Raw genomic sequence first — 18,007 nt, 5'->3', positions numbered from 1 at the left:
ATTTATTTAAAAAAAGACACCTGAGGTTGCTTTTGTTTTGTAATTTTGACCGAACATAACTCGGCTTATGTCAATCTTAAAAGACTTAAGACTTAGCGAGTAGAAATATTTGGTTATTTCGGAAAAAAGTATCCATTCATAAGAATTTCTTTCATAGTGGTCTACTATACTTATATCTACATAAACTTAAAACGTCCAATTAACTAAAAAAGTTGTAATGTAAGTAAATCAATTTATATTAGGAGGAACTGTATGACATCTGATCAAGCAGTATCAACCGTTCAATTAAGTGAAGTTCGATTTGGAGATCTCATTATTTCATTCACAGGAATGTTTGCATTTCGGTGGAATGATAAGGGTAGTGGCGGAAAACACGATGTTTCTTTCTTTCATCCTGTGTGTAAAAATGGTTTTTTTCCTCTAGGATCAGTCGGAGTTGGCGGCTATTATGATATTAACAACGGGATGGCAGTAATGTGTGTTAAAGCTGCCCCAGGAACTAATGCATTGGCGCACCCTGTAGATTACATTTATATATGGAACGATAGTCGCTCAGGATCAAAAATGGATGGATCTTGTTGGAGACCCGTACCACCTCAGGGATATGTCTCTTTGGGAGACGTTTTTGTAGGTAATCACAATAAGCCTTCTTTGAAAGATGTAGTGTGTGTTAGAAGTGATCTAACATACTCTGGAATAGTGGGTGACTGGATTTACGATGACAGTGGCTCAGGAGCACGCGAAGATTTTAGTGCTCACAAAATTTGCGTTTCAGGACAGTTGTATGACCAAGACTTTGGTTTGTTTGCCCCGGGCACTTTTATAGGTAATAGAAACCATGCAAAACCTCAGACTGTCCCTAGCGTCCTAAGATTACCTTTGCCCACTACAAAATTTAATGATTCTTTAGCACCAATTTTAAATGGTAAACATTCACCTACAAAGTCAACACCACCTGTACTGGATCGAGAAGTAATAATTCCGATGACTAGCGTCAATGATAATGAATTCCCGATAAGTTGGAAGTTACAAAACAGTCCTTTTTATTACATGCAACGAGAAAATTTTTACACCCTTTTAGCTTTCCAAGATAATGAAACATCGGATAAGGGAACTTTGAAATATCAGTATGAGTCTGGAATTGAGAAAGAGAATTCTAAAACTTGGAGCAAAAAAACAGGTATCTCAATATCAGCGGAATCCGGATTTTCATTATTTGGGGGGGAAGGGAAAATTAGTTGCACTGTCAATTCGGAGCTTGGATTTGAAGAAAGTAACACAGTTCGTGAATTCACAAATGAGACTATTTCCAGTGAAATTCCCGTTTCAGCGAAAACTGCCGTTGGAATTTGGTCATCTTCTTACAATATAAAAGTGTTGCGTGGAGACAGAAGTCAAATAGGTCCTGCTCTAATGCTTAAGACTCCTAGTGTAGCAATCTCACAATACCCGAACTTAACTGTTTCAATCGTCCAACATGATGAATTTAATAATCGAAAAAAGCATAAACACTAATCTTACCAGGAATTTAAGATGTTAAAAAAATCGCCCTTAAAAAGGCGATTTTTTTATAGGAGGTCCCACCAACTAAAAGCTCAAAACATACGCTAAGGGATTGTACAGAAAATGAGGAATTGCTGAATACCATATGAGTAAAAGGTTTATATGGATTTTACCTTTTAGTATTGTTCAACAACCCATCTAATAATCAATGTCCAGAAAAGACTAAAATACGAAGTTTTTGAAAACTCTTAATACCTTAGCCTATAAAATGGCTATGAATTGCTTGTCGAATGTTGCTTATCGTTGTTTTTCGCGAAATGCTGGCGAGACTCCTACATTTAAGTTAGCTTGTTCCCTTATGTCTTGATTTAAACCTATTATATCTAAAAAAAATTCCCAAGAATCTGACATAAAATATACCCTCTTAACAAATTAAGATTCGTTAAAAAGACAGTTATTCCTTATTCAAGTAACCTGCCCCGTTCCTTGAATAAGAATTAATCTTATTTGATACGGCTTAAACTTTGCCAAAGGGCAACTCCTAAAAAGAAAACGATTATTGCTTAGATAAACCAAGAGTAAAAGTTCTTTTTGTTTCGTAGTATTTTGGATGCAAAGAAAATTAGATTTAACATCAATATTGCCATTCCCGTTATTGCTAATAGCATATTAAGCACGAACATAATAAACCTCCCACTGTTAGACTATTCTGCCAGTTAGCTCAATAACAAAAGAAGATCGCCGCAGCGATCATTTTCAAAGCTCAAGCTACCCTATAGTTTAAGTACATTGTTTCACAAAGTTTTTAAATAGTTTAATTAAAATCATCTTGAGATAAGTCTGTATTGACTCCCATTGCGGCTCTAGAACCTTCCGCTGCTGCAATAATCACTTGTGAAGGAGCAATAACTGATGTATCTCCAGCGGCATATAGCCCTTCAATATTAGTTCTGCCAAATTGATCAGTTATAATTCCACCGAGCTCGTGTGTTTTACATCCTAAAGATTGACCGAAAGTGGTGGCTTGAATCCATTCAGGTGTCACAAATCCTCCATTCCTCTTTACCTCTTCACCATCCTCAAAAATTACAGCTTCTAAACTCCCATTTCCGCCAATTAGAGATTTAATTTTTTGCTCATATACTTTAATTCCTTTTCTTTGTAACATATTCTTTTGCTCTACGGTTAATATCTTCTTTCCATTGGTACAAACAATTAAGTCTTTGCTCCAATTGTAAACTGTTTTAGCCATATGGAAAGCAGAGTGGCTTTCTGAAATAATCATTAGCGGAAGGTCTTTCAACTCCCAGCCATCACAATAAGGACAGCTGAAAAGACTTTTTCCATAGAAATCCATAATGTTTTCTATTGCCGGATGAATTTCCTTAAGTCCTGTAGCTAAAATCACCTTCTTCCCTTCAATACATTCTCCTTTTTCGGTCACGACTTCGAAATGCATTCCCGTTTTTTTTACATCAATAATTTTTTCATTTCTTATCATGATAGAAGGATACTTGGCTATGTCCTGATGAGCAATTTCTCTAAATTCCCTTGGTTTAATTCCGTCTCTTGTAATAAATCCATGCGACTCTTGGGTAACTGCGTTTCTTGGAGAGTTATTGTCGAATAAAATCACATTTCTTCTTGCCCTGCCTAATACAAGTGCAGCGTTTAAACCCGCTGGACCTCCACCTACAATTACACAATCTAACATAATAATATACACTCCTTTTAATTAAATATATTAAAGACCTTTATTATCTATAATAGGAGGATAAAAAAAGACATCATTTAATTATTCAGATGTCTTAGCTAAATCTGCCAGGGTTTGCCGCCTTAATTCTTCTTCCATTTTTTCTTCGGACTTCAACATTACTTTTTGGATCTGACATTGAGGTCCATGGTCTAATCCGCACTCAAACAATGATGACTTTCCCTCAATAGCAAAAATAATATCAAGAAAAGAAATGGATTCCCAGCCTCTTGTCAATGAATATCCACCATTTGCTCCTGACACAGAAGATACCATTCCTTCTTTTACAAGCTTGGTTAGGATTTTAGATAAGCAAGTTGGTGAAACATTCAGCTTTTCTGCTAGTGTCTGTACCCCTATTGGTTTGCTTGATTTTGACAAGGCTAAATTTAACATTGTATGAAGAGCGTAATTAGTTGCTTTTGAGTACTTCAATGTATTCAACCCTTCCTATCTATTAAAGACTATAAGACTCTCTAATATCTATTAGAATTGTGTAAAAACGATTGTCAAGATACCTGCTTTATTCAACCTGCCACGTTCGTATTATAAGGTCAGCCAGATATTTCTGGGTGACCATTTTTTATATAGTTTTATCATTACGGTAGCCGGGGTAGAACGTACCTGTCCATAGGAGGAGGATCCCGTTAGCCGCCATATCCACCTTACCTGGCAGACACCTCCTCAGGTAAGCGAAAAGACCGGCCATATTGCGGGCCGGTCTTTTTGTTGTTCATTTAATTTTGTGATTTTACAAAGTCAATAAATGCTTCGACTTTACTGTCCAAGAAATTAAGCGTTCCTTCGTCAACTAATTGGCCTGATTGTTCATCAAACTTCTGATGGGCAAAACCGATTAGTACTTCATTTCCGCCCGGAGGAAGGATTCTTGCTTGAATGCCAGGGGCATCCAGAATTTCACGCAAATGCATTTGGGCACGGACGGTTCCGAGCATTCCCATAGTCGCACCGAGAGCCATGACTGGTTTGCCAATGAAAACCTTATCCACCCTCGAAGCCCAGTCCAAGGCGTTTTTCAAAACACCAGGAATCGACCAGTTGTATTCCGGAGTAATAATGACAACTCCGTCAGCATTTGAAACTGCCTCTTTGAATTCTTTTACAGACTGCGGCGGATTGTTTTCTTCATCTTGATCAAAATGAGGCAAGGAACGGATGTCGGCAATTTCCAAGTTCATTTTTTCTTTGTATCTTTCCTGCATTGTTTTAGCCAGCTGCATGTTATAAGACTCTTTCCTTAGACTTCCTACGAGTACAACAATATTCATCCTTTATTTCCTCCTGATGTATTGGTAATAATTTTTGAAATTAAATTATGTAACACTTCGGATTGTTCATCCGTTATTCCATTCAATACGGTTTTATGGTTATCCCTAAGAATAGGGATAACCACACTTTCAAGGCGTTTGCCTTCTTCGGTTAAATGATTAAAGATTCAACGTCATCACGCATTCGTTATATGACTTCCCCATTCGCCCTTCGGTTGCAACCAGCTGACGCTTCTATCCACAATTAAATCGCCCAGTGTTCCTTCGTAATTCTTGCGGTATGGTTTAATAAATTCTTCCGCAAGCCAGCTATCTCTCGTGCCTTGCCATGTTTCATAAATGATCAAGTCATCCGGCTGATCCAGATCGTCCGATACAATGGCGCTAATGAATGCCTTCTCGGATGACATCTCCTCAATAAGGGAAGATAGCTCCTTGCGGAATTCTTCTTTCTTCCCTGGTTTAGCCTTAAAACGAATATTGAGTTGAACTTGTTGATTGGTCATATTGACTCCTCCTATAAATTTTATATTTTGCGGCGATTCCGTTACACCATTCCCCAAGTACTTGAAGAACAACTTACAAGATATAGTATCCTTCAGTAAGCACATTAACGGAAGTACCCACTTTTTTGTGATATAGTAACTAAAAAGTAATAAATGTGGAATGGAGAGGTTTAGACTTGAAAAAATTTAGTTGTGGTTTTGAAGTGACAAAGGAAGTTATTGGCGGAAAATGGAAAGGTCTTGTATTATACTTTTTAATGAATGGACCAAAGAGAACGAGTGAATTAAAGCGCATTGTCCCAAATATAACTCAGAAAATGCTGATTCAAACACTTAGAGAGCTTGAAGACAGTGGACTTGTGAGCAGAAAGATGTATAATCAAGTACCACCGAAGGTTGAATATTCATCCACTGAACTTGGAGAATCTCTTAAACCTATCTTGCAGGAGCTCTGTCAATGGGGAAGCCATTATGCGGAGCAAGAGTATGCAGAAGGTGAATTTGAAATCGCACAACCAGAAGAGGCTTCTTAATGAGGAAACCAGCTTATAACACCTTATATGTAAGGTATTTTATTGTTGTACTAAGATTTGGCCATTTTAATTCGAAGTAGATGGCCTCGACTGATTCTTTAAGACCATTAAAGCTTCCTTAATGTAGTTAAAGACGGGGGTAGCGTCCTTGGAATCTACTTACGTTGAAATCCGAATTTTCCTGACGCTAACCCATTTATTATAGGGATTCTGCCCTGTTGTAACATAAGTAGAACTTCTTTACTTTTTACTACAGGATTACTGGCACGACTATTAGAACAGAAAACAGTTACCAATTAGGTAACTGTTTTCTGTTCTCTAATATAAAATACTGAATTAATCTCACTCTGTTTCCAAATGGGTTCTCATTATCTATACAAAAGAAGTTAATTATTACGGTTTTTTTCTCCCCATTCACATAACTGTTCAATAGTTTGATGATACTTTTCGGGGAAATCAGAACTAAATCTTATGGCATCATTTTTGTTTTTTAAGATTATAAAACCATTAGGAGGATGAAGTTTTGTTTTATGCAAACTCATATCTTCATCAAGAGATACCATTACTTCTATATACGGCATAAGAGCTATCCTTGAGCGCTCTTCTTGAAATTTTAAATTTTCTTGATTCTGAATAAAAATCTTTTCATTTTGTTTAATAACCTTCATATTTTGGCTTAATGTTAAGCACACTGCGATTAAGGTTGCTGCCCCTCCAAGATAACTCCCCCAAAACGCCAACCATTCGGCATTACCTAAATCCTTACCTGTATTTAAATCACCATATATATAAAAGATATTTAGACCCACAGGGATTAATACAATCAATAATGAAATAGGAATAATCCACTTATTATCTTTAAAAAATTGTCTCATCTATTCTCCTCTGATTTATTATCGATAGTAGTCAAGGTATATAATACCAAATAATAGTCCTTTTCGCTTTCGAATAAACTACTTTCTATTTATTTCAACTAGTTCAATATTCAAAGTAAAATACTCCTAATCATGACTAACCTTATTCAACTATCCTGCCCCGTTACTTCAATAAGTAAAGCTGCCAGTTTCGGCAGCCCTGTTCTTCCGCAAAAGCCCCTAGTTAAAGAAGAGCATATTGATTCCCTTTCTTTCACAAAGTATGAGAATCCAATTTATTAACTATATATGAGTACAAGTAAGCATGATAAAAATGTTATACCTGCCAAAGGAGTCATTACCAATCTCTCTTTGTTACTTTTTGAAACTAAATTTCCTAATGTATTTAATCCCATGAAAATAGTAATCATTATTACAAAAATTTTTGTTGGTAAATGGATACCCACTGATAGAACTTTTGAATGAATTAAGAAAATGAAACCAAAAAAGAGTAATAATAATGCTGATGGCAAGCTCATGATTCTCATTTTCTTCGGTAACACTCCTTGATATTTTCCACCCCAGCTATATTCCGCTAATGGCAACCCAAAAAAGAGTAAGAATTGAAACAGAGCAATACCACCAGATACAGCTGCCACGATGATAGCTGCTATTTGGATTAATAATTCTTTCATTAAAAAACCTTCCCTTACTTTGTAATAAAAAATATCAGTTATTTCAAATAGGGGTAAGCACCACGAATAGTGATTATTTACTAATAAGTTCTACCTAATTACTGATATTTCCTTCTTTCACTAACCTGCCCCGTTACTTCAATACCTAATGTTTCCATTTCTATAATCAAGGCAATAATTCCTCTAATATAACCGATAAGGAGGAATTATTTTGTTATTATCAAAAGCCTGGGAATTATATGAATCGGATAAAAGAATTGAAGGATTTTCTCCACAGACATTAAAAGCATATAGATTACAATCTAAGCTACTTATTCAACACTTTAGCGATGTGGATATTGGATCATTAACGACAGATCAACTGAAAAGGTATTTAGCAAAATCCAGTGAACACTTAAAGCCGTCAAGTTTGGCTCACCGAATTCGATTCATTAAATCGATATTTCGTTGGTCACACGAGGAAGGGCATATACCCAAAAATCCAGCTGCCAAAATCAAAGAACCTAAACAAGGAAAACGGATTCCAAAGTTTTTGACAGAGAGAGAAATTGAACATTTGAGGGAAGCGTGTTTTACTCCTTTGGAAAAGGCATTATTTGAATTTATGTTTTCAACAGGATGTAGAATAGGCGAAATTGTTTCTCTTGATAAAAATCGTATTAATTGGTCCAATCGTTCTGCAATTGTGCTTGGGAAGGGTGATAAGGAAAGGGAGGTCTACTTTAATATACGGTGTGAAATCTGGCTCAAGCGATATTTAGACCTTCGCCAGGATAAAGATCCCGCTATTTTTGTTACTGAACGGTACCCACATAGAATGAGTATTGGACAGATGAGGTACATCATAAAGCGAATATCAAATCGAGCAGGGATCAACAAAGAAATCCATCCACATCAACTACGCCATAGCTATGCAACCCACCTTTTAAACAACGGAGCTCCTATTGATGTTATTCAAAGTCTACTATGGCATGAAAAAAGCGAGACCACTAGGATTTATGCCCAGTTAAGTGGCAGCATTAGAAGAGAATTTTATAGAAAGTATTTTTAAAGATGTAGTGAGAAAGGCAACGGAATTACGCTGCCCTTTTCACTATTGCACCCGTTAGTTGAAGAAAATTTTTTAGTTTCTATTTCTACACTGTTTTTGACTTTCCTTTTCAGAAATCGCCTTTTGTATTCTAACCTTTTTGATTTCAACACCCTTATCTGGAGTATCTGTTAATGTGAAATGAATTCTTTCGTAGGGAACGTCGCCATGATGCGAACCATAATTCAATGCACTTGCATAAACAATATGTCTGCGAGTATTGCCTTCTATTCTTTCGATTTCTATTCTTGGACACAATATAAAATCTGAATATTTTTGGTCGAGATAAGAATGGTATCTTGCATATAAAGTTTCTTCGAGCAATTCATTTTTTGAAAACCCTCTATTCCATCCCACCAAGAGTAAGCCAACAAACAATATGCCAATTTTTTTCACGAACTATTATCACCTCAGGATTATTCTTCCTAAACGATAATTCCGTTATTCCATTAACCTGCTCCGTTAGCACAAGAAGAAAGCCACCAAAAATGGCAGCTTGATCTTAAACTCAAGCACCCGTTAGTTCAATATGGTGGCATTCTTAAGTGACTCATTTAACTTATTACTTAATTCTTCGTAATTCAAATCCCAATAGTAGCCATTACTATCTAATAAAGCATTATTTTCTGTAACCCATATACTTCCGCCATAAGTAATATTATCTGCTGTTTGGATTAAAAGTTTTTTGTATTTTTCAGGCTTAGCTTGAGGAGGGAATGATTCAATTTTTGAATACTTTTTCCATTTTGAAACATTTTCCGCAATTTTTAAAACCATTTTTTTGTCTGTAATAAGATAGGAATGTTTATCAGTTTGAAAAATTACATCTTTTAATTCTTTTTTAGAAAGATGAAATCCCCAAATTGGTAAGTAAGTTTGTTTATAATACACAAAAGAAATTAATATTAACAGAGCGATTGAAGATAAAATAGTCCATTTTTTTACGGTCATAATTATGCCCCTTATATTAAATTTTTGATAATTCCCCTATCCTTATTTTACCATAGAAACAAATGATACCTATAGATTTTATTAAGCTAACCTGCCCGTTAGTCTAAGAAGAAAAGCCACCTCATTAGGCAGCTTAAAATTGAAGTGCCGTAAAATAAACTTTTATTATTTCTCATCAGCAGGTATTCGCTTATGATTTTCATTAATTATTTTTTTGTTAAGTATCCTAACTTCACCAACCATTAGCAACCTCATATCCTCTACGATATACTTAGCTAACTCTTCGTCAGAAATGTCATCTCCAACAATATCAAGACGAAAATCCTGCCCTTGTATTCCACCACCATTAGTAAACTCGATTTCAAAGTCGAATTGAACTCTTTTATCCATTTTGAATCCACCTTATGTTAGTTTTGGGTTGATTATTATATTCATATTCTAGTCGAATGAAACAATAACCTCCTGAATTAACCTGCCACGTTAGTGGAATAAGAAAAAGGGCTGCCACAGCAACCGAAGTGTTTAACTAAAGCCTCCATTAGTTTAATAAAAATTTCTTCAATTGTTCATAATAAGAAATCTTTCCATTTGTCCCAATCTTTGTGACTGTTTTATCCCTATTCACCGTCTGTTTTCTATTATGTTAAAATCAGTAGAAATGGGAGCTTTATTGACTTCATTTTTAGTTGTCCTTTTAGCTGTTCTCTTCTTTTTATAATCAAAGCCTAATAAATTCGTATCCATTGTTGCTTCCAGTTCTTTTTTAATCATATTTATTATGATGATTATGAAAAAGTAGCAAAGTAGCGGTGACAATGCAATCCACGGAGCCCGTATAAATTCGTTAAAGTTTTGCCCTATCAGACCAGCCCATTCTTTCGTATAGGAATTTGGGATGTCCAAGCCTCGTACTTTTTCGAAGGAAAAGCCGCCAATATAATAGCCAAATAAGCCAAGAAACATAATGAGTCCCATGGTATTAATTAAATGCTGCAACCCAACGAGTAAACCATATGGTTTTAAATATGGTTTTAACTGGGTTTTCAAAACAAATCTGGAGAAATACTCTTTCCAATTTCAGTTTTAATTGGTATTATTCATATTAGAACAGTAGGAATAGTGGGTGTTTTCAAAAATGTCTTTGTATGAAAAATTACCAAATGATTTTTTGATTCAATTTTATTATGAAGTGAAGAAAATGATTTCAAAAGGATTAGTTTCTAAAAATATGTACTATGAATTAGGACTAATAATTGCAGCTGCGTCAAGAAGAGGGATACTTTTGGATAAGCCAAAGGATTTTGGACAACACGCTGTCCATGAATTATTAATGGAATTAAGTAACTAGAATTCCGCCGTGATTGAATAAATAGTTCATCGTAAAGGTCTTCCATTAAACAAACAAAAAATCCACTGATAAAAAATCAGTGGCTTTCTTCAACTAAAGCACCTGCTAGCACCATAAGAAATGTTAATGATTTAATCTTAGTAAGATTTCAACTTCATTCTTTATCCTTGATATTATATCCTCTTCATTCAACACAAAAGATTTATCATCATAATCAAGCCTATCAATCAATTCACTAATTTCAAACCAAGCATACAGACCATCTGCATTTTCTAACTCAATAGCAACAACTTGAAAAATCATATTACTAAATTGAAAATTTCTTTATGGTTATTAGCTTTTATTATTCTATTTGCTAAAAGATCTATGTAGGCTCTTGCACATATCCCAAAGGTTGGCTCCTTTAATACCAATTCATCTAATGCTCTTTTAAAATACAATTCGACTTCAAATATATTATCATCGAATGAAAATGAAGAGATAATATTTATGGATGGTGACGATACATCTTTTTCTAATAAAATGTGAGACCAATTTACATAATCCTCAGTTGAAACTGTACCCTTTTTAATTTTATAAAATAAAATATTGGTTTCCACTTTATCACCTCCATTAATTTATCTCCCTTGAACCAGATTAATAACCTTATTGCACTAACCTGCCGTTAGTTTAAGTGAAAACTTCCACAATCTTTACTCTATATTTCAACATTAATATTTATTTCTTTATTGAATACGTTCCTCAACAATCTGGCCCTTAACATAAAGAAAGAGCACAATTCTTACTGTAGAATTGCGCCCGATTGCGGAATAATGAAAGATCCAAAAAAGCTTTCATTTTTTTTCTATTCTTTAGTCCTCTTTTGTTCCATACCTTTTAGCTGCTCTAGTACGAGCACGCTCAGCTTCGACCTCACGATTCCGTGGCTCGGTACTCGTTTCCAAAGTGTTCAATAGTTCTCTAGAAACCATTGCAATCTCATTGACTGCACGAATAAACGCCTCCTCATTCGCCTTTGAGGGCTTGTTATAACCCGTTATCTTTCTGACGTACTGAAGAGATGCTGCATGAATCTCTTCTTCGGTAGCTGGTGGGTCGAAGTTAAATAATGTTCTAATGTTCCGGCACATAAATTACTCCTTTTTGTTAAAAAATTTCCCTTCTTTATGTAACCTGTCCCTTTAAAGAAGAACAGCTGCCATTTTTGACAGCTTACTATACTACAAGCAAGACCTCCGTTTGTTCGATAAAAAAAGCAGCCTTACTTGCATCTTCGGATCTTCAAGTAACGCCCCCGTTTGTTTAAGTGTAATCCTTCAAAAACTTGGCTTAAATATGATTTGCTCTTCCCATTTTATTTCCGTCTGAAAAATAAATCAAATATTTTTGATAAAGTGGTTGACACTAGAATTGGGAATAGCATAAATAATAAAACAATTCCCCGAGGAGAGTGATTCTTTTTTTATGGCAAAAAGACGATACGGCTGCACTCCTTGAAATGAAGAACGCGTTAGTATGAAATCGAACAGTATGGAATATTGGACAAAAGCATAAAACAGGCAATGCCTGTTTTTTATTTTTAGTGTAACTTATAGAACTTTTTTGCCCAAATTTATAAAAAATTGGTTATACTTACATTGAAGGTAAGAGGTATGGAAAAAATATCCCTCATGTACAAAGGAGAACTAAAAATGAGAAAACTCGTTCTATTTCTGCACGCATCGCTTGACGGTTTTGTAGAAGGTCCGAATGGTGAAATGGACATCGGCTGGGTTTCCTACGATGCTGACTTGGAGAAACACGCGAAAGAAATTCTGAGTACTGCCGACACTGTCATTTGGGGACGTGGGACTTATCAGATGATGCACAGTTACTGGCCATCTGTGCCTTCGGACCCATCAGCTTCGCAGTATGAACGGAATCATGCCGAGTGGATCGAGAATACAGCCAAAATCGTTTTTTCCACGACGCTGGAGAAAGCCGAATGGAATAATTCGAGACTGGTGAAAGAAGATGTCGAGGAAGAGATCAAAAACCTCAAACAGCAGCCAGGCAAGGATATGGTCATCCTTGGCAGTCCTAGGTTAGCACACTACCTTATGCAGCTTGATTTAATAGATGAGTATAAAATTACGGTTTCTCCCGTCCTGATCGGCAGCGGGTTGCCGTTATTCCAAGGTCACAAGGAAAAGATTAATCTTAAACTTATCGAAAACAAGACATTTGATTCTGGAGCCATAGCCCTCGTTTACCAGACGGTGAGATGACCTTGTCTCCTAAAGCAGATTACGTCAGATAGACACCACTCTAACTCACAACTTTAGGAGGAACCCTACCATGAAGTTAGCTTGCCTAACTCTTACAAGTATAGTGAGACTAACAGCAAGCTATTTTACATTTTCTAATTGGTGTATAATAGTGTGAAAAAATTTTATACTAACGGAGGGTATGAAATGAAGATTTTGTTTGATGAAACATACACTTCAAAAGACGGAAAGCTTACAAGCAGGAATATTTGGTATGGATATGCTGATATATCTGTTGATGGTCACCATGGAAAAACCATTAAGCTTAATGAAGATTTTATGGATCAATTATGCGAATTTATAAAAAATGACTTATCTAAGAATGCAGCAAATGCGCCTACTCAAACTAACTGGTATTTCTATGGAAGTGCTGTAACTAAGGACGCTATTGGAGACAATATCCGTCCGACAATTATGGTTCGTGAGAGATCTGACGAGTTTATAAGTAATTTTAATATCAGTGACCATGATTTTGCTGTAAATATTGATGCTATTCTGTTGTTTAAGGCGGATTTTGAAAAACGTTTAGCGAGTCATTGATGTGTAATATAAGTATAAGCATATTCAAACTATTTGAGGGGATGATTCCATAATGAATTCATTCTCCTTTTTCATGTGGTGGGAGTCTTTTTGTGTGGAGGAAAAGGACATTTAATAATACAGATTGTGAATTATTACACTTAAATCAAACTGCCCCGTTAGTTCAAAAACCAATGATGTCCTTTGTATAAATAAAGCCTATAAATCTTTTTCTATTCTTCGATTAAATTTCCATTTTCATCATAATACTTATATTTATATTCCGCAGATTTATGTTTAGGCAAATCGATCCACGCTACTAAACTTTCGTGTACTTTAAATTCCTTTTTAAAGACTTGACCGTTCACGTCTAATTCTACTTTTGCAATCTCATTATCTTCATTAGTCACGAACAAAAACTTTAAATTAGGTAACTCCTCACCTTGGAGATTGACCAGGAACGAAGCAAAAGACTGATTTTCCGTCTTCTCAATATGTTTCCATTCAAAGTTCCCTCTTTTATTCTTGGTAAACTGAATATAACCAGGATTATTATTTATTAAAAATGGAACAACCCGTTCATTTTTTATATCCTTAATTTTTAATATTTGTATAGGTTGAGAGTTATAGCCGTCAATTGATCTGATCACCTTAAAGATGGATTCTTCATCATTACCATACTCTCTCTTCGTAGCGTTTAATATGAATGTTATTAGAATAAGTGCTATGATTACTAAACCAACATAAAGAATTTTTTTATTCTTAATTACCATAAACTAATCCCCCCTCATATCTTTATTCTAGAAAAATCAGCACTCCCCCGCTCCTTTCGGAAGCCCTTACAATATCCACTTCTTCAACTAACCTTCCAGTTAGTGAAAAAGCGACTCCTCATATAGAACAATCGCATCTATTAATTGAGTAATCAGTAAATTAGATTTTGTATCCTATTTATTGAGTTAATAATAGTGTATAAAGGCAGTAATCCAGCAACAATATTACTTTCTAAGAGTGCTTTCCAAAATTTCATTCTCTTACGCAACTTAGAAACAAGCAGATATATAGATCTGCTAACAGCAGAATAAAGTAACCATAAAAATTTTTTGTCTATTCACTTCGTAAGCAATATCATTAATCTTCCATATGTCCTTTTCAGAGAATAACAGGCCCAACTAGTACTTCTACTAATTTTTTAAAAAATAATATTATATGTGTCAACTCTTGCATATGTTAATTTAGCCAAATCAAATCCACTTAACAAACCAACGTAATTTTAAATCGATTATGTCTATTTTTTTGAAATTACAGTAAACATCCCTGTCATATTGGGGGAGTAGTCTTTAAAATCATATCTCTCATAAAACGATTCTTTGCCTTGTGATGCAAACAAACCAACAAACGCCTTATCTGGGGCATTTGTATTTAAGTATTCAACCAAAAGATTCATTATTTCATTTCCAATACCATTTTTCTGATAATCTGGATGAACCACTATATCTTGGATATAGAAATAAATAGCCCCATCGCCAACAATTCTTCCCATACCCACAATTTGTTCATTATCCTTGACTGTGATGCAGTGAATAGAATTCCTTAGTGATGTTTCCACCACTTCAAAATTCATATATTTGGTCCATCCCACAGACTCACACAAATATTTGTATTCTTCCAATGTCGGAATATTATTTTCAATCTTATATTCTTTCAAAATGTTTCCCCCAATGCCTCAAATTTCACCAATAAATATGTATTCGACATCGTTTTATTTACTCCTCTTCCTGTGCAACCTGCCCTTTACTAGAATAAGATAGTAACTTAATCTTTTATTGTTATTCTTCTACTTTTTACAAATTTAAGAATTAAAAAGTTAATCAAAGTTATTATAGGGATAGATTGTATCAACACAAAATGACTAAAATGATAACCATAGCCAAACACTCTTACTTCCTCGTCAAAACTGTATAAAACCCACATTGTTACTACTAAAATAAGTGTATTTATACAAAATGCCGATATCAAACCTAACCATTTGTTGTTTCTCTTTTTTAATACCAAAACAGATGCAATTGTAGAAGCCAATAAAGAAAGCAACATTATAAAGGAATTCAAATTCACACCACCCTACATTCTTATTTAACAATACTTCACACATTTAATTGAAGATAAAATTTGAATTGCCCACCTCTTTTTTGCTAATATTCGACAGATAAAGCGAAATTCCCTTTTTATTCAAGAACGCATTTTATTAGATAAGAAAGGCCGCCAATATGGCAGCCTGATCTTAAAGTAAGTCCCCCGTTAGCTTAAGTACATCGTTTCACAATCATCACTACAAATTAAAGAGAGTAAATTGCCGTTACCTCAATAGAAAATTTCATTAAATCTAAACTTTTCACTTATTTGTATCATTATTAATTAAGGAATCAATGTATTCTTTGGATTCCTTTAAACCAAATCCAGTAACCATTCTATATCTTTTAATCGCTTTAATTCTTTTACCTTCTACAATAAGACTCTTTAATTCTTCATTTATCTCTTGTGTTACTGCATCGAATACTCCAATATGCTTAGCTATTTTATCAAGAGTTAAGTTTAATCGTGCAATTTCACTTCGTAAAAGACTACTATCAATTACTTTACTTGCCAATAATATTCCTACAATAATCCAAATAATGTTCTCATTCATCTTTTGTCTCCTCCATTTTAATCAGAAATATTAATAATAATTCTCTATGCTAATTCGTCATAAATGAAAACCCTTCTTCAAGAAAACTGCCCCTGTAGTTCAATAAATTCAACAAAAAATGTGTTACTATGAAACAAGCAACCTAATATTAGTTAAATATTTTTACACAATCTGCCCGGTTAGTGGAACAAGCAAAAAAGCCGCCGAAACAGCTGCTGGTGCTCTTAAACTCAAGCATTTGTTTGTTTAATAAGGAACTATGTAAAAGTTACTTTTTCTTCAATTTCTTAGTTATATAATAATCCACAATTGCGATTCCCAAAGAGGTACCAAAAGCGACAGAAAAGGCTGTATCAACATTCCAATTATGTTTAAATAATATGTTTACAATCAAATTTCCAATAAAAAAAACTAAGAAAAATGAGGAGAATCGTAAAAATCGTTTCAAAAACTTATCCCCCAGAACCTAATGAGTTTTAATAAAACTAACCTGATTATTGCACAAAACTATATTTTTTTCATTTAAAATTACCCGCCCCTATACCTGCAAAGAAAGTGCTTTAATTCTCTTGGCTTAATTACACCCGATACTTTGAAACGATAAAAGCTTTTAAAGATTTTACTTTTTGCCTAATGAAAAGGAAAGCTCTTCTTAAAATTCAATTACAATTTCTCCTTCTCCTATCGGAACCTCGAATCCATTAAGGAAGGAAGTTAATATTTCCTCTGTTATTGGAAAAGCAGCATTTGCATCAAACCGATTACTTCTTATCTTTAGACGTTCATGCAACTCATTAGGATTAACTTTCAAATAAATAAGACGCCATTTACCTCCAGCATTTTCAATTAGATGCTTATATTCAACCCTTTCAGACTGTCTCCAAAAACTAGAGTCAACCACTACTTGTTGCTTATTAAGAATTAACTTTACTAGTTTATCACGCAATCTTAAATGTGCTTTATCCAAATACCCTCTATATTTTTCAATTGGATAATCTATTCCGTATCGACCATTAGTAGACCAGACTTCTTCATCTATAGAAAGACGTACAAACCCAGCCTTTTCTAACTTTTGTGAGAAGGTAGTTTTTCCAGAACCTGCTATTCCACACATCATTACAACTAAAGGGTTTAAGTCATCTCTTTCACGATTAAGTTTTTCTAAGACAGTTCTTTCAAGCACCCATTTTCCCCCTTTTAATAATCCATTCCCATAATTATTATAGGTATTCTGTGCTCTCTTATAAGATTCCTTCTGTCACTAACCTACCCCGTTAGCGGAACAAGCAAAAAAGCCGCCAAAGCAGCTGCTGGTGTTCTTAAACTCAAGCTACCCGTTAACGCAATAAGAATGTCTATCTTTTGAAGAATGATTTTAGGTCATTAGGAACAATTGCAACATCTTGTATTTCATATTTTGCATCTGGTGTTAAGTTAAGTAATACCATTTCTCCATTATCAAATTCTAAAAATTCATAAGTTTTAAAGCTTGTACCAGCACTCATAATTTCATTTACTTTCTTTAATGTTTCCTCTGATATAAGTTCTTTTCTGCCTTCTGCCATAAGTGTTTTAGCAAGTTCATAATTTTCAATTCTAACTGCTTCTTTAAACGATAGTCCAACATCAACGGGACCTTCTTTTGTAGTCTCATTATAGAATAGAAAACCTAATACAACATTCAATAAAACAGATACTGCGATGATAATATTTTTGATTTTCATACTTTTTCTGCCCCCCTGTTTTCATTATCTCTTATTAAACGCTTCTGCCCCTTATATGTAGTTGCTATTAAACATCCAACCAATGAAATAGCAATAGCTATAAATGGAATATAAACCGTACTTCCCGTGTATATCGTTACAAAATAGCCCAATAAAGGCAACAAAATTATTATTAGAAATATGACAAAAATTGATTGTCGAATATTTAATTTCATTAAATTCACTAATTTCACCCACCAATTTTGGCTCA

At 34.5% G+C, this 18,007-nt stretch carries 24 protein-coding genes; 6 read left to right on the top strand and 18 right to left on the bottom strand.

Annotation, left to right across the window (positions count from 1 at the left end; all coding sequences use genetic code 11):
- Nucleotides 1-252: 252 nt before the first annotated feature.
- The gene (locus BSO02S_RS22145) at nucleotides 253-1,515 is read left to right on the top strand and encodes a Vps62-related protein (RefSeq protein ID WP_066072821.1); all 1,263 of its coding nucleotides are present in this window, start codon (nucleotides 253-255) and stop codon (nucleotides 1,513-1,515) included.
- Nucleotides 1,516-2,317: 802 nt separating this feature from the next.
- Here BSO02S_RS22145 and BSO02S_RS22140 read toward each other — a convergent pair.
- The 4 genes from BSO02S_RS22140 to BSO02S_RS22125 all read right to left on the bottom strand — a co-directional run bounded on the left by BSO02S_RS22140 (nucleotide 2,318) and on the right by BSO02S_RS22125 (nucleotide 5,051).
- The gene (locus tag BSO02S_RS22140) at nucleotides 2,318-3,220 is read right to left on the bottom strand and encodes an NAD(P)/FAD-dependent oxidoreductase (RefSeq protein ID WP_066072841.1); all 903 of its coding nucleotides are present in this window, start codon (nucleotides 3,218-3,220) and stop codon (nucleotides 2,318-2,320) included.
- Nucleotides 3,221-3,298: 78 nt separating this feature from the next.
- Entirely contained in the window at nucleotides 3,299-3,691 is a 393-nt protein-coding gene (locus tag BSO02S_RS22135) for an Rrf2 family transcriptional regulator (protein WP_066072819.1), read from the bottom strand.
- A gap of 302 nt (nucleotides 3,692-3,993) precedes the next feature.
- On the bottom strand, nucleotides 3,994-4,545 hold the full coding sequence (locus BSO02S_RS22130) for an NADPH-dependent FMN reductase (RefSeq protein ID WP_007085796.1): 552 nt from the start codon (nucleotides 4,543-4,545) through the stop codon (nucleotides 3,994-3,996).
- A 176-nt stretch (nucleotides 4,546-4,721) separates the two neighbouring features.
- The gene (locus tag BSO02S_RS22125) at nucleotides 4,722-5,051 is read right to left on the bottom strand and encodes a putative quinol monooxygenase (RefSeq protein WP_007085797.1); all 330 of its coding nucleotides are present in this window, start codon (nucleotides 5,049-5,051) and stop codon (nucleotides 4,722-4,724) included.
- Nucleotides 5,052-5,227: 176 nt separating this feature from the next.
- On the opposite strand from BSO02S_RS22125, the gene BSO02S_RS22120 reads away from it, so the two are divergent.
- Nucleotides 5,228-5,584 carry a winged helix-turn-helix transcriptional regulator gene (locus BSO02S_RS22120; RefSeq protein WP_007085798.1) on the top strand — a complete coding sequence of 119 codons (357 nt, stop codon included), beginning with the start codon at nucleotides 5,228-5,230 and terminating at the stop codon, nucleotides 5,582-5,584.
- Nucleotides 5,585-5,970: 386 nt separating this feature from the next.
- On the opposite strand, the gene BSO02S_RS22115 is transcribed toward BSO02S_RS22120, so the two are convergent.
- Together BSO02S_RS22115 and BSO02S_RS22110 are read right to left on the bottom strand one after the other, a co-directional pair.
- Nucleotides 5,971-6,459, bottom strand: a complete 489-nt coding sequence (locus tag BSO02S_RS22115) for a hypothetical protein (protein ID WP_007085799.1) — start codon at nucleotides 6,457-6,459, stop codon at nucleotides 5,971-5,973.
- Nucleotides 6,460-6,737: 278 nt separating this feature from the next.
- Complete coding sequence (locus tag BSO02S_RS22110; protein ID WP_066072818.1) at nucleotides 6,738-7,133, bottom strand: hypothetical protein; 396 nt, start codon at nucleotides 7,131-7,133, stop codon at nucleotides 6,738-6,740.
- A gap of 211 nt (nucleotides 7,134-7,344) precedes the next feature.
- On the opposite strand from BSO02S_RS22110, the gene BSO02S_RS22105 reads away from it, so the two are divergent.
- Complete coding sequence (locus BSO02S_RS22105; protein ID WP_066072816.1) at nucleotides 7,345-8,184, top strand: tyrosine-type recombinase/integrase; 840 nt, start codon at nucleotides 7,345-7,347, stop codon at nucleotides 8,182-8,184.
- A 72-nt stretch (nucleotides 8,185-8,256) separates the two neighbouring features.
- Here the strand turns inward: BSO02S_RS22105 and BSO02S_RS22100 are convergent, their stop codons facing one another.
- The 4 genes from BSO02S_RS22100 to BSO02S_RS22085 form a co-directional block, all read right to left on the bottom strand.
- Nucleotides 8,257-8,619, bottom strand: coding sequence for a hypothetical protein (locus BSO02S_RS22100; RefSeq protein ID WP_066072814.1), 363 nt, complete (start codon nucleotides 8,617-8,619; stop codon nucleotides 8,257-8,259).
- A 123-nt stretch (nucleotides 8,620-8,742) separates the two neighbouring features.
- Entirely contained in the window at nucleotides 8,743-9,174 is a 432-nt protein-coding gene (locus BSO02S_RS22095; protein WP_066072812.1) for a hypothetical protein, read from the bottom strand.
- Nucleotides 9,175-9,339: 165 nt separating this feature from the next.
- The gene (locus BSO02S_RS22090; protein ID WP_066072810.1) at nucleotides 9,340-9,564 is read right to left on the bottom strand and encodes a cyclase; all 225 of its coding nucleotides are present in this window, start codon (nucleotides 9,562-9,564) and stop codon (nucleotides 9,340-9,342) included.
- Nucleotides 9,565-9,795: 231 nt separating this feature from the next.
- Nucleotides 9,796-10,137: a hypothetical protein gene (locus tag BSO02S_RS22085; RefSeq protein ID WP_169802785.1), complete on the bottom strand. Its 342-nt coding sequence runs from the start codon at nucleotides 10,135-10,137 to the stop codon at nucleotides 9,796-9,798.
- Between the two features lie 172 nt (nucleotides 10,138-10,309).
- Here BSO02S_RS22085 and BSO02S_RS22080 point away from each other — a divergent pair, with 172 nt between their 5' ends.
- A complete protein-coding gene (locus BSO02S_RS22080) occupies nucleotides 10,310-10,522 on the top strand; it encodes a hypothetical protein (RefSeq protein ID WP_066072806.1) in 213 nt (70 codons plus the stop codon).
- 299 nt (nucleotides 10,523-10,821) lie between these two features.
- Here the strand turns inward: BSO02S_RS22080 and BSO02S_RS22070 are convergent, their stop codons facing one another.
- Both BSO02S_RS22070 and BSO02S_RS22065 read right to left on the bottom strand, forming a co-directional pair.
- Complete coding sequence (locus tag BSO02S_RS22070; RefSeq protein ID WP_066072802.1) at nucleotides 10,822-11,121, bottom strand: hypothetical protein; 300 nt, start codon at nucleotides 11,119-11,121, stop codon at nucleotides 10,822-10,824.
- A gap of 252 nt (nucleotides 11,122-11,373) precedes the next feature.
- Complete coding sequence (locus BSO02S_RS22065; protein WP_066072801.1) at nucleotides 11,374-11,652, bottom strand: DUF2277 domain-containing protein; 279 nt, start codon at nucleotides 11,650-11,652, stop codon at nucleotides 11,374-11,376.
- A gap of 561 nt (nucleotides 11,653-12,213) precedes the next feature.
- Between BSO02S_RS22065 and BSO02S_RS22060 the strand changes: the two genes are divergently transcribed.
- Both BSO02S_RS22060 and BSO02S_RS22055 read left to right on the top strand, forming a co-directional pair.
- Entirely contained in the window at nucleotides 12,214-12,789 is a 576-nt protein-coding gene (locus BSO02S_RS22060; RefSeq protein WP_066072799.1) for a dihydrofolate reductase family protein, read from the top strand.
- Between the two features lie 186 nt (nucleotides 12,790-12,975).
- Complete coding sequence (locus BSO02S_RS22055; RefSeq protein WP_066072796.1) at nucleotides 12,976-13,368, top strand: hypothetical protein; 393 nt, start codon at nucleotides 12,976-12,978, stop codon at nucleotides 13,366-13,368.
- Between the two features lie 212 nt (nucleotides 13,369-13,580).
- Here BSO02S_RS22055 and BSO02S_RS22050 read toward each other — a convergent pair whose 3' ends face one another.
- The 6 genes from BSO02S_RS22050 to BSO02S_RS22015 all read right to left on the bottom strand — a co-directional run bounded on the left by BSO02S_RS22050 (nucleotide 13,581) and on the right by BSO02S_RS22015 (nucleotide 17,981).
- Entirely contained in the window at nucleotides 13,581-14,120 is a 540-nt protein-coding gene (locus BSO02S_RS22050) for a hypothetical protein (protein ID WP_066072794.1), read from the bottom strand.
- A 515-nt stretch (nucleotides 14,121-14,635) separates the two neighbouring features.
- On the bottom strand, nucleotides 14,636-15,055 hold the full coding sequence (locus BSO02S_RS22045; protein WP_066072792.1) for a GNAT family N-acetyltransferase: 420 nt from the start codon (nucleotides 15,053-15,055) through the stop codon (nucleotides 14,636-14,638).
- 684 nt (nucleotides 15,056-15,739) lie between these two features.
- The gene (locus tag BSO02S_RS22035; RefSeq protein WP_066072788.1) at nucleotides 15,740-16,033 is read right to left on the bottom strand and encodes a 50S ribosomal protein L7/L12; all 294 of its coding nucleotides are present in this window, start codon (nucleotides 16,031-16,033) and stop codon (nucleotides 15,740-15,742) included.
- 652 nt (nucleotides 16,034-16,685) lie between these two features.
- Entirely contained in the window at nucleotides 16,686-17,150 is a 465-nt protein-coding gene (locus BSO02S_RS22025; protein WP_084375139.1) for a P-loop nucleotide/nucleoside kinase family protein, read from the bottom strand.
- Nucleotides 17,151-17,388: 238 nt separating this feature from the next.
- On the bottom strand, nucleotides 17,389-17,757 hold the full coding sequence (locus BSO02S_RS22020) for a hypothetical protein (protein WP_066072782.1): 369 nt from the start codon (nucleotides 17,755-17,757) through the stop codon (nucleotides 17,389-17,391).
- Nucleotides 17,754-17,981: a hypothetical protein gene (locus BSO02S_RS22015; RefSeq protein ID WP_066072780.1), complete on the bottom strand. Its 228-nt coding sequence runs from the start codon at nucleotides 17,979-17,981 to the stop codon at nucleotides 17,754-17,756. Before BSO02S_RS22015 ends, BSO02S_RS22020 begins: the two co-directional genes overlap by 4 nt.
- Between the last annotated feature and the right edge of the window lie 26 nt (nucleotides 17,982-18,007).

The organism is Neobacillus soli NBRC 102451, from assembly GCF_001591665.1.
In the GTDB taxonomy this organism is placed as follows: Bacteria; Bacillota; Bacilli; order Bacillales; family Cytobacillaceae; genus Neobacillus; species Neobacillus soli.
The sequence above is the reverse complement of the archived record's forward strand: the minus strand, read 5'-3'. Positions and strand labels throughout refer to the sequence as shown.